The following is a 13567-nucleotide window of genomic DNA, read 5'->3' as shown; positions in this document are numbered from 1 at the left end:
TAGTTTCAACAATTTACATTTTATAGGAGCGCATTATTTTGCTTTTGCTGCGTACTCTTCGTTACGTTTGATCATTTGTTTTCTGTACCAAGCAAAGATACCGATATAGAATACAAGGAAGACTACAGCACCAAGGATTGCTTTGATATCACCTGTTGTAGTGTTACCAATTGTCCAACCAAGAAGTTTTTCGATTGGTCCTTCAAGAGTTGAGTGAGTGATCAATTGAGTTTCGCTCACACCTGCTGGGAAGGCACCTACACCTTTAGCAAGTTCTGTTGCAAATGGTGCAATAAGTGTACCTGAAAGAAGGAAGAGTGGCAACAAGAGTGTTCCGAAGATAATCATACGGAGCAATTTACCACGAGTTACAACCAAGAGAGCTGGAGTAACACCCATAGCGATGATACCTGCAAGTGGCAAGATACCATTTCCGACTTTTGAAAGAAGCACAGCTTCAATCAACATGATTGGTGCAAGTACGTTAGCACAAGCCCAGATTTCAGCACGACCAGCGATGAATGGCCAGTCAAGACCGATGTTGAATTTACGTCCTTGAAGACGTTTAGTAGCAACGTTTGTAATACCTTGTGATAGTGGTTCTACGGCTGCGATGAACCATGAACCGATAAGTGAGAAGAGTTCCAAAGATACACCGGCAGTCAAACCAAGAGACAACCATCCTCTGATAACAAGACGCCATTTATCTGCATCGGCAACACCTGGAATTGGATGTGGAGTTCCCATAATACCGATAACAATACCAAGAATGAAACCGATAAAGAATTTAGATCCCCAGAAACCGATTTTTTTGTTCAATTTAGCAGCATCAAAGTCATATTTATCAAGACCTGGGAAGAATTTTTCAAAAATCTTATCCAAAACCATGATAACTGGGTTCATCATGTAGTTCATGTGAGTTGATGTCATTGGTGATGAACTTGGTGCGTTAAGAAGGTCATCAAATGTAGGTTTCATCAAGTCAGAGTTGATAATTTTCAACACACCAACAAGTACGATAGCTGCTGTAGCAATCAAGAGTGAAACCCCTTGGCTCACACCGTTGTTGTCTGCATACCATTTAATCAAAAGACCTGTGATAGACAAGTGCCAGATATCGAAGATATCGACGTCAAGTGTATCAGTTTTCTTCATAGCAAGCATTACTACGTTGACAATCAACATGATAAGCAAGAAGTATAGTGTCCAAGCAGATCCCCAAGTGATTGTTGCAAGTGGTGCCCAACCAACGTCAGTGATACTCAATTGAATACCAGTGTTTTCAACGAATTTTGCAAGTGATGCTGAGAAAGCACCATTTAGCATACCGATGATAGCTCCGATACCAGTAAGAGCGATGGCAAGTTTGATACCACCTTCAAGCGCTTTGGAGAATTTCACTCCAAAAAGTAAAGCCAATACTGTCAAAATGATTAACATGATGACAGGTCCACCCATATCTAAGATAGGTGTGAAAAATTCTTTGATTAGGCCAAAGATTGCATCCATAACAGTTCCTCCCTTTTTTATGTTATATGAATGTTAACAAATTAAAATTAGCTTAATCCGTGTTCTTTGATAGCTGCTTCAATATTATCAAATACTGGAGCGCTCATTGCTGGGATACGGAATAAGATTGGTCCAGCTTCGATAACTGGAATACCTGGATCAAAACCAAGGTCTGTAGCAGCAATGGGTGTGAAGATGTCATAACCTTTGATAAGGTCTTCGTTAACGTCTTTGACCATTACCGCATCACAGTGAACATCGAAACCGCGGTTTGAAAGTTCTTCTTCAAGAGCACTTTTAATTTGGTGGCTTGAGTTAACACCTGCACCGCAGGCAGCAAGAATTTTAATCATATGGATTTCCTCCGATTTAATATTTTTAATAGACAAGATTATGCAGTTTCTTCAGCGATATAAGCATAGAGGGCTTCAGGATCAGAAATTTTTGATAGGTCTTCAAGATGACCATTTCCAGTAAAGAAGTCCATCAACTGAGCAAGAATGTTCGTTTGACTTGAACTTGAGTTATTAATGATAAAGAAGAGCAAGGATACCTCTACTTCCTTATCTGGTGCAATCATATTGTGGAAAGTCACCGGTTTCTCTAATCGAACAACCACAACTTTTTCAGCTAGATTATGAACAATATCTGTGTGAGGAATAGCCACATTCGGCAAATCCTTACCCAAAAATTCCATATCTAAGCCAGTTGGAAATGACTTTTCACGCGTAATCAAGGCTTCACGATAAGTTGGAGTTACGATTTCTCGTTCTTCCAATAAAGTTGCAACCTGATCAAAGAGATGTTCTTGATTATCCGCTTCTAAGCAAAACACAAGGTTTTTGTCAAAGAAATGATCTAATCCCATAAGGTTTTCCCTTCTTTCCATTAACTTTATGCTATAAGTATAACACTATATGAAATCGTTGTCAATATTTTTCTGTTGTTTTTTGTCTCTTTTTTTATATTTTTGTTGTTTTTATAGCTTGTTATATAAAAACAAACATATAAACAAACATTTCAAACATTTTTTCTGTTCTAGAAACTAAAAAAGCAGACCATCTAAGCCTGCTTTACTATTTATTATTATATAAATTTCCTATGAACAAGGAAAGGCATTTCTGATAACTTATTCTTCATCCATACTCAAGACGCTGAGAAAGGCTTCTTGTGGAACTTCTACTGATCCGATAGCTTTCATGCGCTTCTTACCTGCTTTTTGTTTTTCAAGGAGTTTGCGTTTACGAGAAACGTCACCACCGTAACACTTAGCAAGTACATTCTTACGAAGGGCCTTGATATCAGTACGAGCGACAATCTTGTGTCCAATAGCTGCTTGAATTGGAACCTCAAATTGTTGGCGAGGGATAATTTTCTTGAGCTTATCAACGATGAGTTTCCCACGTTCGTAGGCAAAGTCCTTGTGAACAATAAAGCTGAGGGCATCCACCTTGTCTCCATTGAGAAGGATATCCATTTTCACTAGCTTAGATGGGCGGTACTCTGACAATTCATAGTCAAAGCTTGCATAACCGCGAGTTGAAGACTTAAGCTTATCAAAGAAGTCAAAGACGATTTCAGCCAGTGGAATTTGATAGATAACATTGACACGGTTATCATCGATATAATCCATCGTCACAAAGTCCCCACGCTTGCGCTGAGCTAGCTCCATCACTGCTCCAACAAACTCTTGCGGTACCATGATTTGCGCTTTAACATATGGCTCCTCAATGGTCGCAATCTTAGTTGGGTCTGGGAACTCAGATGGGTTAGACACATCCATAGACTCGCCGTCGGTCAAGTTGACCTTATAGATAACAGATGGAGCTGTCATGATGAGGTCAATGTTGAACTCACGTTCCAAACGCTCTTGGATAACATCCATATGGAGAAGTCCAAGGAAACCACAACGGAAACCAAATCCAAGTGCCTGAGATGTTTCTGGTTCAAATTGGAGACTAGCATCATTCAGTTGCAATTTTTCAAGGGCTTCACGTAGGTCATTGTACTTGTTTGACTCGATAGGATATAGACCCGCAAAGACCATAGGATTCATCTGCTTGTAACCATGTAATGGCTCTGCCGCAGGATTGGTTGCCAAGGTAACGGTATCACCCACACGCGTATCCTGAACCGTCTTAATAGAAGCTGCAATATAACCAACGTCACCAGTCGCAAGAAAATCACGACCAACTGCTTTGGGTGTAAAAATACCGACTTCTGTCACATCGAAGGTCTTGCCATTGCTCATAAGCTGAATCTTATCGCCAGGTTTGACCACCCCATCCATGACACGCACTTGGAGGATAACCCCACGGTAAGCATCGTAAACAGAGTCGAAAATCAAAGCCTTAAGAGGCGCCGTCACATCACCCGTTGGTGCTGGTACTTTTTCTACGATTTGCTCAAGAATTTCTTCAATACCGATTCCAGCCTTGGCAGAAGCCAAAACTGCTTCACTAGCATCCAAACCAATGACATCTTCAATCTCTCTACGCACGCGCTCAGGATCTGCAGCTGGTAGGTCAATTTTGTTAATAACGGGCATGATTTCCAAATCATTGTCCAAGGCCAGATAAACGTTGGCAAGGGTTTGGGCCTCAATCCCTTGAGCAGCATCAACCACCAAAATCGCTCCCTCACAGGCAGCTAGCGAACGTGAAACTTCATAGGTAAAGTCAACGTGCCCCGGTGTGTCAATCAAGTGAAAAATATAAGTTTCCCCATCTTTTGCAGTATAATTCAACTCGATGGCATTCAACTTAATGGTAATCCCACGTTCCCGTTCTAGATCCATGCTATCTAAAAGCTGAGCTTGCATTTCACGACTGGAAACTGTCTCTGTCTTTTCCAAAATGCGGTCTGCTAGAGTCGATTTCCCGTGGTCAATATGGGCGATAATAGAGAAGTTACGGATCTTCTCCTGTCGTTTTTTCAATTCTTCTAAGTTCATGATTCTCTTCCTTTCAGGGTATCTATTTATTATAAATTGTTTTTGACATTTTGACAAGACCATACCCTGCTAGGAGTACTAATCTTCAGCGACAAAGCCGTCATTTTCAATAAAGTGATGTTCTGTCATTCCTTGGTCAGTAAAGACAATCCCGTGAAGGACACCACCATAGACAGCTCCTCCGTCCATCCCAATCTTACCATCTTCTGTAGTCCAAAGCTCAGCTGTACCTCGTTCTTGCTTTAACAAACCATAAACCGGTGTGTGACCAAAGACAATGGTTTTCCCAGTATGATTTTCTGCTTCGTGGAATGGTTTTCTAAGCCAGACTTTTTTATAATCTGTGGTTTCATGCCAATCATCCAAGGTTAAATCAATACCTGCATGAACAAAGATATACTTGTCTGTCTCTACTACAAATGGCATTTGACGAATAAATTCGACCAAATCTGCCGCTTCAGTAGCAACACGCTGGGCATCTTCTACTCCATCAACTGGGGCATCCAAGGGACGACCTAGGATAGAGTTAATAGTTGTATCTCCACCATTACGACGATAGTGGTCATAACTTTCTTCTGGGTTATCGAGCCAAGTCAGAAACATATACTCGTGGTTTCCTGACAAACAGATCGCCCCTTGATTGTCCACTAAGTCCTTAACCATTTCTAGAACACGGCGACTATCTTCACCGCGGTCAATCAAATCCCCTAGAAAGAGCAACTGGGTCTGACCATCCCATGTTTTGAGAAGGTCTTCCAGCATCCCAGCTTTTCCGTGAACATCTCCAATTACATAATAGTCTGTCATCTTATTTCTCCCTGTTTCTCAACAATTCTCTGGCTTGCGTCAGGGCAGCTTCTGTCACATCATCACCTGCCAACATCTTGGCAACTTCCTCCACTCGCTCTTCAACCGTCAAGAGACGAACAGTCGAAACCGTTGAATGCTCATTGCTAATCTTCTCAATAAAGAATTGATAATCCGCAATCGCAATCACTTGTGGCAAATGGGAAATAGCCAGAACCTGCCCATGTTGGCCAATCTTGTGAATCTTCTGTGCAATAGCCTGAGCTACACGGCCTGAAACTCCTGTATCCACCTCATCAAAGACAATACTTGTCTTGCCCTCTTTACGAGAAAAGGCAGACTTAATGGCTAGCATGAGACGAGATAATTCCCCACCAGATGCAACCTTGACCAAGGGTTTAAAGTCTTCACCAGGGTTGGTTGAAATATAAAACTCAACCATTTCATTTCCCTCACGACTGAATTTACCCTTGCTAAAACGAACCTGAAACTGAGCTTTTTCCATATAAAGATCTTGCAGTTCTTGTTTAATCTCAGCTTCAAGCTGCTGAGCCAAGTCATGACGAGCAGATGCAAGCTGACTTGCCAAATCGACAAGATTAACTTCCAACTTCTTAAGCTCTGCTTCCATGTCCTCAGACGAAAGGTTATTACCTGTCAAAAGATTGTATTCTTCTGTAATTTTGGCAAAATAAAGCAAGACATCATCCACAGTTCCACCATACTTACGAGTAATGGTATGAAGAAGGTCCAAACGATTCTCAACCTGCATGAGGCGATTGCCATCAAAATCAAGGCCCTCAATGATAGCTTCCAAACGCTTGCTAATGTCTTCTAAGACATAGTAGGTCTCAGACAGAGAGCTTGAAATTTCACGGTAGTCAGGGTCATACTCTTCGACACTTTCCATGTCATTCATGGCCGAACGAACATTGGCCAGACTCGAGAACTCTTCATTGTCCAACATGCTGTAGGCATTGGTTAGGGTATCTGCAATATTTTTATGGTTGAGGAGTTTATCTCGTTCTTGGTTGAGAGCCAGATCTTCACCAGCTTGCAAGTTTGCTGCCTCAATTTCTGCCATTTGAAATTCCAACATTTCAATACGAGCCTTGTGTTCCTGTTGGTTTTTCTTAACTTCCAGAACCTGCTTGCGCATTTTTCGATAGGCATCAAAACTCGTCTGGTAGGTTTCTTTCAATTCCCAAAAAGCTACATCGCCAAATTCATCCAGCATCTGGATGTGCAGTTGAGGACGCATTAACTCCTCTTGGTCATGCTGACCATGAATATCTACAAGATGTTGACCAATAGCACGTAAAACCGACAGATTAACCATCTGACCATTCACACGGCTGATACTACGACCATTTTGCAGAATTTCCCGACGGATGATAATCTCATCACCCAATTCCAAACCTTGCTCATCGAAAATTTCCTGTAAAAGACGACTATTCTCAACTGAGAAAAGCCCCTCAATTTCTGCCTTTGGTGCACCATGACGAATAACATCTGTCGTCGCACGAGCTCCCAACATCATATTCATGGCATCAATGATAATCGACTTCCCTGCGCCTGTTTCACCAGTCAAGACAGTCATTCCCTTTTCAAAATTGAGGGAAATAGCCTCAATAATGGCAAAGTTTTTTATCGAAATTTCAAGTAACATATAGACCTACCAATTTTTTACTTGTTCAAAGATTTCCTCAGCTAGACTTTCACTTCTGGCAATGACTAAAATCGAACTATCATCAGCCAAACAGCTAAAAATCTTGTCCGCAAAAGTCTCTGTTAACTGAGCTTTTACAAAAGCCGTATTTCCTGGAATAACTTGGAGATTAATCATCTTATCCATCAATTCTGCCGATTCGATATTGTCTTCAGCCAGTTGTAAACTTTTTACGATTGATTTTGGCAATTCATAGACATAGGTGTTGTCTCTCAAAGGAATTTTGACAATCCCCAGTTCTTTGATATCTCGTGATACTGTTGCCTGAGTGGCAGTGATGCCTGCCTCTTTCAAATGTTCTACGATTTCTTCTTGCGTACCGATTTGATAATCTGTCACAAATCGTCTAATTTTTTCAAGTCTCTCTTTTTTATTCATTTTTAAATTGACTATGCGCCCTCTCTACTACTTCTTCAATCTCAGCAAGAACCTGATTGCTTGCTGACTCTTCTTTTTTCAAATACGCTAAAAACTCAATATTGCCATGACCACCTTGGATGGGAGAAAAATCCAAACCAAGGACTGAAAAGCCTTCCTCTACTGCCATAGCTGTGACAGATTCAAGGACATTTTGGTGAACCTTAGCATCTCGAATAATTCCATTTTTTCCAATCTGCTCACGTCCTGCCTCAAACTGAGGCTTAACCAGAGCCACAACCTGACCGGGATCAGCCAAGACTCTGTGCAAGGCTGGAAGAATCAGACTGAGAGAAATAAAACTCACATCAATACTGGCAAAGCTCGGTTCCTTTTCGAAATCAGTCTTTTCAGCATAGCGAAAATTGAACTGCTCCATGCTGACCACTCGTGGGTCTTGGCGTAATTTCCAAGCCAATTGATTGGTACCAACATCAACTGCAAAGACTAACTCAGCACCATTTTGCAACATGACATCGGTAAAACCTCCAGTAGAAGCTCCAATATCAATCGTTGTTGCTCCTTCAACTGACAAATCAAAGACTTGCAAGGCCTTCTCCAATTTCAAACCACCACGGCTGACATACTTGAGCTTCTCGCCCTTGAGTTTCAGCTCAGTGTCGTCTGGAATTTTCTCTCCTGGTTTATCAAACCGTTCTCCATTCATAACTGCTACGACTAGACCAGCCATGACGCCACGCTTGGCCTGTTCTCGCGTTTCAAACAAACCCTGTTTATAAGCTAGTACATCCACTCTTTCCTTAGCCATTGATTCTCAAACTTTCTACTACACTTACAATCGATTCTATCTCAAAAGGAACTTGCTGGGCGATTTCTTTTAATTTAGCCTCGGCTTGATCCAAAGTTTGGTTACAAAATGCAACAGCCTCTTCCAAGCCCAACAAGGCAGGGTAGGTTGACTTTTCTGCCTGCAAGTCCTTTTGCGGTGTCTTGCCGATTTCTTCAAAACTAGCTGTCACGTCCAGAACATCATCTCTGACTTGAAAGGCCAATCCGATCAATTCACCAACAGTTTTCAGTTTTGCCTGTATTTCAGGAGCCAATTCAGCTATGATAGCAGCTGCCTGGAATGGATAGGCTAATAGTTTTCCGGTCTTATTGGCATGAATGGTCTGAAGTTCTTCCAAAGACAAATGCTGATGTTCGCCCTCCATGTCCAAAACCTGGCCTGCCACCATACCCAGACTACCTGAAGCAAGGGATAAGTTGGCAATCAAGTCCACCTTGATCTGACTTGCCAAATCTGCCTGCGCTATCAAGGCATAAGGATCCAGGAATAAGGCATCTCCAGCCAAAATAGCCATTGCTTCACCGAATTTCTTGTGATTGGTCAAGCGTCCCCGACGGTAATCATCATCATCCATGGCTGGAAGATCATCGTGAATCAAGCTCCCTGTATGAATCATTTCCAAGGCCGCAGCCACCTGTGCGTGTGCAGGTTTGATGGTAACTTGTAAGGCTTCCAGAACTTCTAACAAGAGAAAGGGTCGAATACGCTTGCCACCAGCATGAATGGAATAGAGAACAGACTCTCGCAAACTAGAGGCAAACTGCTGGTCTCCATAAAAGTCTTCCAAAGCCGACTCGACAAGAGCTAATTTTTCTTGCTTCTTCATTCAAAATCACTTTCTATTCCGTCTTCTTGCATGACCTTGACCAAGGTCTTTTCAGCCTTGTCCAGCGTAGCTTGGAGTTCTTTTGACAAGACCATACCCTTTTGAAAGGCAGTAATCGCATCTTCCAGAGCAATTTCACCATTTTCCAAACTTTGGACAATGCTTTCCAGTTCTGCTAGATTTTCCTCAAATTTCTTTTGTTTTGACATCTTTAACCTCTAATTCTACTTGACCATCTCGCATCAAAAGCGTCACTTGGTCTGTTCTCTTTAAATTCTCAACCGAATCTACAACGGACTCTTCTTTTTTGACAATAGCATAACCACGCGCCACGATTCGACTGGTATCCAACATCAGCAAGGCTTCCGAAAGTCGCTTCACTTCAGCAACCTTGGCATCATAAACCAGCGCCATTTGGCTACGTAATAGCTTATCCAACTGGCCTAGACGGTCTTGATAACGTTGAATTTTGGTAACAGGTGATAATTGTACCAGTCGATGCGTCCTTGCTTGGACTAGTTGGTTGCTGTCAGAAATCCGTGTTCGCAAACTTTGTTTTAAGCGCAGTTGCAGCTGATCCAAGCGTTGCAAATAACCATCATACAAACGCTCTGGCTGTCTAAAGATGACTGACTGACTGCATTTTTTCAAAACTTCTTGTTTCTTAGATAGCACATTTCGAACTGCCGTTGCCATCCGTTTTTCCTGATTTTGCAAATGAGCCAACACATCCAACTTGGTCACAGGTGTTGCCAGTTCAGCCGCTGCAGTCGGCGTCGCAGCCCGTCTATCTGCCACAAAATCTGCCAAGGTCACATCCGTCTCATGCCCCACACTAGAAATAACTGGCAAACGAGACTCAAAAATAGCTCGTACCACAATTTCTTCGTTAAAGGCCCAGAGATCCTCGATAGAACCCCCACCACGACCAATAATGAGCAAGTCCAAATCGTCCCGTTGATTAGCACGCGCAATGTTACGAGCAATTTCCTCCGCAGCCCCTTCACCTTGAACCTTGGTCGGATAGAGAAGGATATCAACACCTGGAAAGCGTCTGCTGACGGTCGTGATAATGTCTCGAATAACGGCTCCACTGCGACTGGTTACTACACCAATTCTCTTAGAAAATTGGGGCAGAGGTTGCTTGAAGCGTTCTTGAAACAGGCCTTCTTCTGTCAATTTTTTCTTGAGTTGTTCAAACTGAATCGCAAGCGCCCCAACCCCGTCAGGTTCAGCCTTTTCAATAATGATGGAGTAGCTTCCACTTGGTTCATAGACCTGCAAACGCCCAATCACATTGATCTTCATCCCTTCTTCAAGGTCGAAACCTAATTTCTGATAAATCCCAGACCAGATGGTCGCTTGAATGACTGCATGATCATCTTTTAGGGAGAAATATTGGTGAGTAGGTCGTTTACGAAAGTTGGAAACTTGACCAGTTAAATAGACCCGTTCCAAGTAAGGGTCTTTATCGAATTTCATTTTCAGATACTTGGTCAAAGTTGTTACCGATAAATACTTTTCCATCTCCACCTACTATTCATTTTCTTGCTCTTTCATGGGTATTATTATACCAAAAATATGCCTAAAAATCTCCATTTATGTACCATTATGAGGGAAAAATAAAAAAGGAGGCAAGCCTCCTCATCTGATTATTTACTGTTTCGAGCTTCTTCCAAAATCTTAGCAATCTTAGTGGTCAACAGATCAATAGCCACGGTATTGCTGACCCCTTCAGGAATGACGATATCAGCATAACGCTTAGTCGGCTCGATAAACTGGTGGTACATGGGTTTGACCACACCTAAATACTGGTCAATAACGCTATCAAGGCTACGGCCACGCTCCTCCATATCACGCTTGATACGACGAATAATGCGCACATCGTCATCCGTATCCACAAAAATCTTGATATCCATCAAATCGCGCAGGCGCTTGTCCTCCAAGACCAAAATCCCCTCAACGATAAAGACATCTTGAGGCTCCTGACGATAGGTCTTGCTACTCCGTGTATGCTCTGTATAGTCATAAGTCGGGATGTCCACCGGACGCCCTGCCAACAATTCCTTAATCTGCTCAATCATCAAGTCTGTATCAAAGGCAAAAGGATGGTCGTAGTTGGTTTTGACACGCTCTTCAAAGGTCAAATGAGACTGATCCTTGTAGTATGAATCATGCTCAATCATGGAAATCTTTTCATCAGGAAAATGCGATAAAATTGCCCTTGAAACACTGGTTTTTCCTCCACCAGAACCACCTGTCACTCCGATAATGATTGGTCTATTTTGCATGCTATCCTCCGTTTTTTTATCCGTCGTCTATTCTATCACATTTTTTGCAAAATTTATAGTCTGATTTGGATAGTCTAGGGGAAGAATTCCATCCCCACACTCCAGTTAGATTAGATAAAAACCTTCCTTGGCTTGTAGAGATTGTCCCGTTTTTCTAGAATGGCTAGCAATGTATCGCCTTCAAAGGCAGCCAATTCTTGGTCTGTTTGGTCTATCTCGATAAAACGACCAAAGCGCACTTCTGTAGCCTGTTCTGGGGATAGGAAAACTTTGACAAGGTCGCCTGTCCCAATCTCTAGAGGATGGAGAAAGTCCAATTGGCCAGCCTCCACTTTTTCAGCAATTTCTTCCAAGGTAAGAGCATCTTCTAGTTGAAAACCTGCTGCACTAGTACGTGTTAGGTGTGACATATGAGCCGTATAACCAAGCTTCTCTCCCAAGTCAACCGATAATGTACGAATATAGGTTCCCTTGCTACATTTTACACGAAAAGTAAATCGTGCAAGATGACCCTCATAAGAAATCGGACTTGTCCGCTCAAATTGATAAATCGTAACCTGACGCTCTGGACGCTCTACTTCTTGACCTGCACGCGCATACTCATAGAGTTTGCGACCATTAACCTTAACAGCTGAATACATAGGTGGAATCTGGTTAATAGGCCCAGTCAAACTAGCGATTGCTTCATCGACAAGCTTTTCATCCAAGGGCGACAGAACGGGTGTCTCAGCGACCACTTCCCCACTAGCATCCTCTGTCGTCGTGGAATAGCCCAGAGTGATTTCCCCCTCATAGACCTTGCCCTCGTCCTGCATAAACTCGACCATGCGTGTCGCCTTGCCAACCGCAATCGGCAAAACACCCACCACATCCGGATCCAAGGTCCCACCATGACCAATTTTCTTGGTTCCCAAAATCTTACGCAGTTTAAAAACTGCATCATGCGAGGTCATTCCCGCTTCTTTTTTTAAGTTGATAATACCGTTCATTTGTTACTTTCTAATTCCCTTTTCACTTTACATCAACATATTCTATCTTATACAGATTTTAAAACTATACCAGCTCATTTTTCTAAATACTTCCTAGCTTTCTGAACATAAAAGAGTTCTGGATTTTCATGGGCGATACTTTCAAACAAACTACGAGCATGAGCTTCATCTCCTTTTAGCTGAGCATTAAGAGCTCCGTAATAAGAGAACATGATTCGGGATAGCTTATTTTCTGGTTCAGTAGTGTCGAAGTAGTCGTTTGATTTTTTATTTAAAACAAGATACTCTATAGCTTTTATTATGTTTATTACATTCGTCTTCCTAACAACCTGAGAATTTGTTCGAACTTTTAATGTAGCTAACATATCGATTTGGTGCGAAATTCCCTCTGTCTTATCAGCATGGATTAGAGAAAGAATCTTAAAGTAAGTTGTGGATAATTCGATTTCAAATTTCTTATTAAAATTTTTATCCTCAAAATTTATTCGTTCCAAATTATCAAGTGTTTCTTCAAACTTTCCTTGGTAGTATGACGATTGGGCAATAGCTAGTAAATAATTTGCATTATTGAACATCTGTTGAGACTTAACGGAGTGTTCAGCTACATAATGATAATAATTTATGTGCTTGTCGAAATTAATATCCGTCAAAAAGATATTATCTACAGCTAATTTAACCAGTTTATTGTTTAATGAAATCAATGTCTCAAACCCAAAACATACTACCGTATAAGTAATGAATTTCATAAAATTCATTTCCCCACCTTTAAATAATTCAACAACCATGCCTATAAATGATAGGCAAACTATAGGAATTAAGCAAATGTATACTATTTTTGTCAAATTATATAATTTGGGAATTTCAAATCTAGATATTTTCAACGAATAGTTATTTATTATCTCTTTCACCATTATCCTCCATTGTAGAACTTAAATATAAGAAGTCGATCGCAATTACTAGAATCGCTATCAAGACTCCAAAGCCAAATGTCGATGCACTAACTGTATCACCATTAATTAAAGTACCAATAACAAAAACTGTAGCAACTACCTCTTTCCCCAGTTTTAAACCTATTCTCCATGATATACCTTCCACAATCCTGTCTCGTTAGTAAATTTAACTGTTGCATAATCTTATTAACCTGATTATGCTCTTTCACATAGGTGACGTACGGTAAGAACTCATATCAGTTTTATCTTTCTAAATAGCTCTCCGTTTCCTGTACATAAAGTTGT

At 41.4% G+C, this 13567-nt stretch carries 15 protein-coding genes; all 15 read right to left on the bottom strand.

The features are described from left to right. Positions 1 to 33: 33 nt before the first annotated feature. The 15 genes from TZ90_RS03660 to TZ90_RS03590 all read right to left on the bottom strand — a co-directional run bounded on the left by TZ90_RS03660 (position 34) and on the right by TZ90_RS03590 (position 13427). Complete coding sequence (locus tag TZ90_RS03660; RefSeq protein WP_045611525.1) at positions 34 to 1509, bottom strand: PTS galactitol transporter subunit IIC; 1476 nt, start codon at positions 1507 to 1509, stop codon at positions 34 to 36. Positions 1510 to 1556: 47 nt separating this feature from the next. After that, positions 1557 to 1862, bottom strand: coding sequence for a PTS sugar transporter subunit IIB (locus TZ90_RS03655; protein ID WP_000590547.1), 306 nt, complete (start codon positions 1860 to 1862; stop codon positions 1557 to 1559). Positions 1863 to 1900: 38 nt separating this feature from the next. Continuing rightward, positions 1901 to 2377, bottom strand: a complete 477-nt coding sequence (locus tag TZ90_RS03650) for a PTS sugar transporter subunit IIA (protein WP_000521973.1) — start codon at positions 2375 to 2377, stop codon at positions 1901 to 1903. A gap of 261 nt (positions 2378 to 2638) precedes the next feature. Continuing rightward, positions 2639 to 4462: a translation elongation factor 4 gene (lepA, locus tag TZ90_RS03645; protein WP_045611523.1), complete on the bottom strand. Its 1824-nt coding sequence runs from the start codon at positions 4460 to 4462 to the stop codon at positions 2639 to 2641. Positions 4463 to 4540: 78 nt separating this feature from the next. After that, on the bottom strand, positions 4541 to 5269 hold the full coding sequence (locus tag TZ90_RS03640; RefSeq protein WP_045611522.1) for a metallophosphoesterase family protein: 729 nt from the start codon (positions 5267 to 5269) through the stop codon (positions 4541 to 4543). A gap of 1 nt (position 5270) precedes the next feature. After that, complete coding sequence (gene recN / locus TZ90_RS03635; protein WP_045611521.1) at positions 5271 to 6938, bottom strand: DNA repair protein RecN; 1668 nt, start codon at positions 6936 to 6938, stop codon at positions 5271 to 5273. A gap of 6 nt (positions 6939 to 6944) precedes the next feature. Beyond that, positions 6945 to 7376 (bottom strand): arginine repressor, encoded by a 432-nt coding sequence (locus TZ90_RS03630; protein ID WP_001034401.1) that lies wholly within the window; start codon positions 7374 to 7376, stop codon positions 6945 to 6947. After that, positions 7369 to 8184 carry a TlyA family RNA methyltransferase gene (locus TZ90_RS03625; protein ID WP_045611519.1) on the bottom strand — a complete coding sequence of 272 codons (816 nt, stop codon included), beginning with the start codon at positions 8182 to 8184 and terminating at the stop codon, positions 7369 to 7371. Before TZ90_RS03625 ends, TZ90_RS03630 begins: the two co-directional genes overlap by 8 nt. Then, positions 8177 to 9052: a polyprenyl synthetase family protein gene (locus TZ90_RS03620; RefSeq protein ID WP_045611518.1), complete on the bottom strand. Its 876-nt coding sequence runs from the start codon at positions 9050 to 9052 to the stop codon at positions 8177 to 8179. Before TZ90_RS03620 ends, TZ90_RS03625 begins: the two co-directional genes overlap by 8 nt. Beyond that, on the bottom strand, positions 9049 to 9261 hold the full coding sequence (locus TZ90_RS03615) for an exodeoxyribonuclease VII small subunit (RefSeq protein WP_045611517.1): 213 nt from the start codon (positions 9259 to 9261) through the stop codon (positions 9049 to 9051). Before TZ90_RS03615 ends, TZ90_RS03620 begins: the two co-directional genes overlap by 4 nt. After that, positions 9239 to 10579, bottom strand: a complete 1341-nt coding sequence (gene xseA, locus TZ90_RS03610; RefSeq protein ID WP_045611516.1) for an exodeoxyribonuclease VII large subunit — start codon at positions 10577 to 10579, stop codon at positions 9239 to 9241. Before xseA ends, TZ90_RS03615 begins: the two co-directional genes overlap by 23 nt. A 125-nt stretch (positions 10580 to 10704) precedes the next feature. After that, the gene (udk, locus tag TZ90_RS03605; RefSeq protein ID WP_001181376.1) at positions 10705 to 11343 is read right to left on the bottom strand and encodes a uridine kinase; all 639 of its coding nucleotides are present in this window, start codon (positions 11341 to 11343) and stop codon (positions 10705 to 10707) included. Between the two features lie 110 nt (positions 11344 to 11453). Continuing rightward, on the bottom strand, positions 11454 to 12332 hold the full coding sequence (gene truB, locus TZ90_RS03600; protein ID WP_045611514.1) for a tRNA pseudouridine(55) synthase TruB: 879 nt from the start codon (positions 12330 to 12332) through the stop codon (positions 11454 to 11456). Positions 12333 to 12406: 74 nt separating this feature from the next. Further along, positions 12407 to 13243 carry a hypothetical protein gene (locus TZ90_RS03595; protein WP_045611513.1) on the bottom strand — a complete coding sequence of 279 codons (837 nt, stop codon included), beginning with the start codon at positions 13241 to 13243 and terminating at the stop codon, positions 12407 to 12409. After that, positions 13221 to 13427, bottom strand: a complete 207-nt coding sequence (locus TZ90_RS03590) for a hypothetical protein (RefSeq protein ID WP_033681691.1) — start codon at positions 13425 to 13427, stop codon at positions 13221 to 13223. The genes TZ90_RS03595 and TZ90_RS03590 overlap by 23 nt, the downstream gene beginning before the upstream one ends. Positions 13428 to 13567 lie beyond the last annotated feature (140 nt).

The organism is Streptococcus mitis (assembly GCF_000960005.1).
GTDB classification, from domain to species: domain Bacteria; phylum Bacillota; class Bacilli; order Lactobacillales; family Streptococcaceae; genus Streptococcus; species Streptococcus mitis_CK.
The sequence above is the reverse complement of the archived record's forward strand: the minus strand, read 5'-3'. Positions and strand labels throughout refer to the sequence as shown.

Excerpts from the sequence above, each read along its gene's own strand:
- TZ90_RS03660 (WP_045611525.1), bottom strand. The coding sequence starts at position 1,509 with ATGGATGCAATCTTTGGCCTAATCAAAGAATTTTTCACACCTATCTTA.
- TZ90_RS03655 (WP_000590547.1), bottom strand. The coding sequence starts at position 1,862 with ATGATTAAAATTCTTGCTGCCTGCGGTGCAGGTGTTAACTCAAGCCAC.
- TZ90_RS03650 (WP_000521973.1), bottom strand. The coding sequence starts at position 2,377 with ATGGGATTAGATCATTTCTTTGACAAAAACCTTGTGTTTTGCTTAGAA.
- lepA (WP_045611523.1), bottom strand. The coding sequence starts at position 4,462 with ATGAACTTAGAAGAATTGAAAAAACGACAGGAGAAGATCCGTAACTTC.
- TZ90_RS03640 (WP_045611522.1), bottom strand. The coding sequence starts at position 5,269 with ATGACAGACTATTATGTAATTGGAGATGTTCACGGAAAAGCTGGGATG.
- recN (WP_045611521.1), bottom strand. The coding sequence starts at position 6,938 with ATGTTACTTGAAATTTCGATAAAAAACTTTGCCATTATTGAGGCTATT.
- TZ90_RS03630 (WP_001034401.1), bottom strand. The coding sequence starts at position 7,376 with ATGAATAAAAAAGAGAGACTTGAAAAAATTAGACGATTTGTGACAGAT.
- TZ90_RS03625 (WP_045611519.1), bottom strand. The coding sequence starts at position 8,184 with ATGGCTAAGGAAAGAGTGGATGTACTAGCTTATAAACAGGGTTTGTTT.
- TZ90_RS03620 (WP_045611518.1), bottom strand. The coding sequence starts at position 9,052 with ATGAAGAAGCAAGAAAAATTAGCTCTTGTCGAGTCGGCTTTGGAAGAC.
- TZ90_RS03615 (WP_045611517.1), bottom strand. The coding sequence starts at position 9,261 with ATGTCAAAACAAAAGAAATTTGAGGAAAATCTAGCAGAACTGGAAAGC.
- xseA (WP_045611516.1), bottom strand. The coding sequence starts at position 10,579 with ATGGAAAAGTATTTATCGGTAACAACTTTGACCAAGTATCTGAAAATG.
- udk (WP_001181376.1), bottom strand. The coding sequence starts at position 11,343 with ATGCAAAATAGACCAATCATTATCGGAGTGACAGGTGGTTCTGGTGGA.
- truB (WP_045611514.1), bottom strand. The coding sequence starts at position 12,332 with ATGAACGGTATTATCAACTTAAAAAAAGAAGCGGGAATGACCTCGCAT.
- TZ90_RS03595 (WP_045611513.1), bottom strand. The coding sequence starts at position 13,243 with ATGGTGAAAGAGATAATAAATAACTATTCGTTGAAAATATCTAGATTT.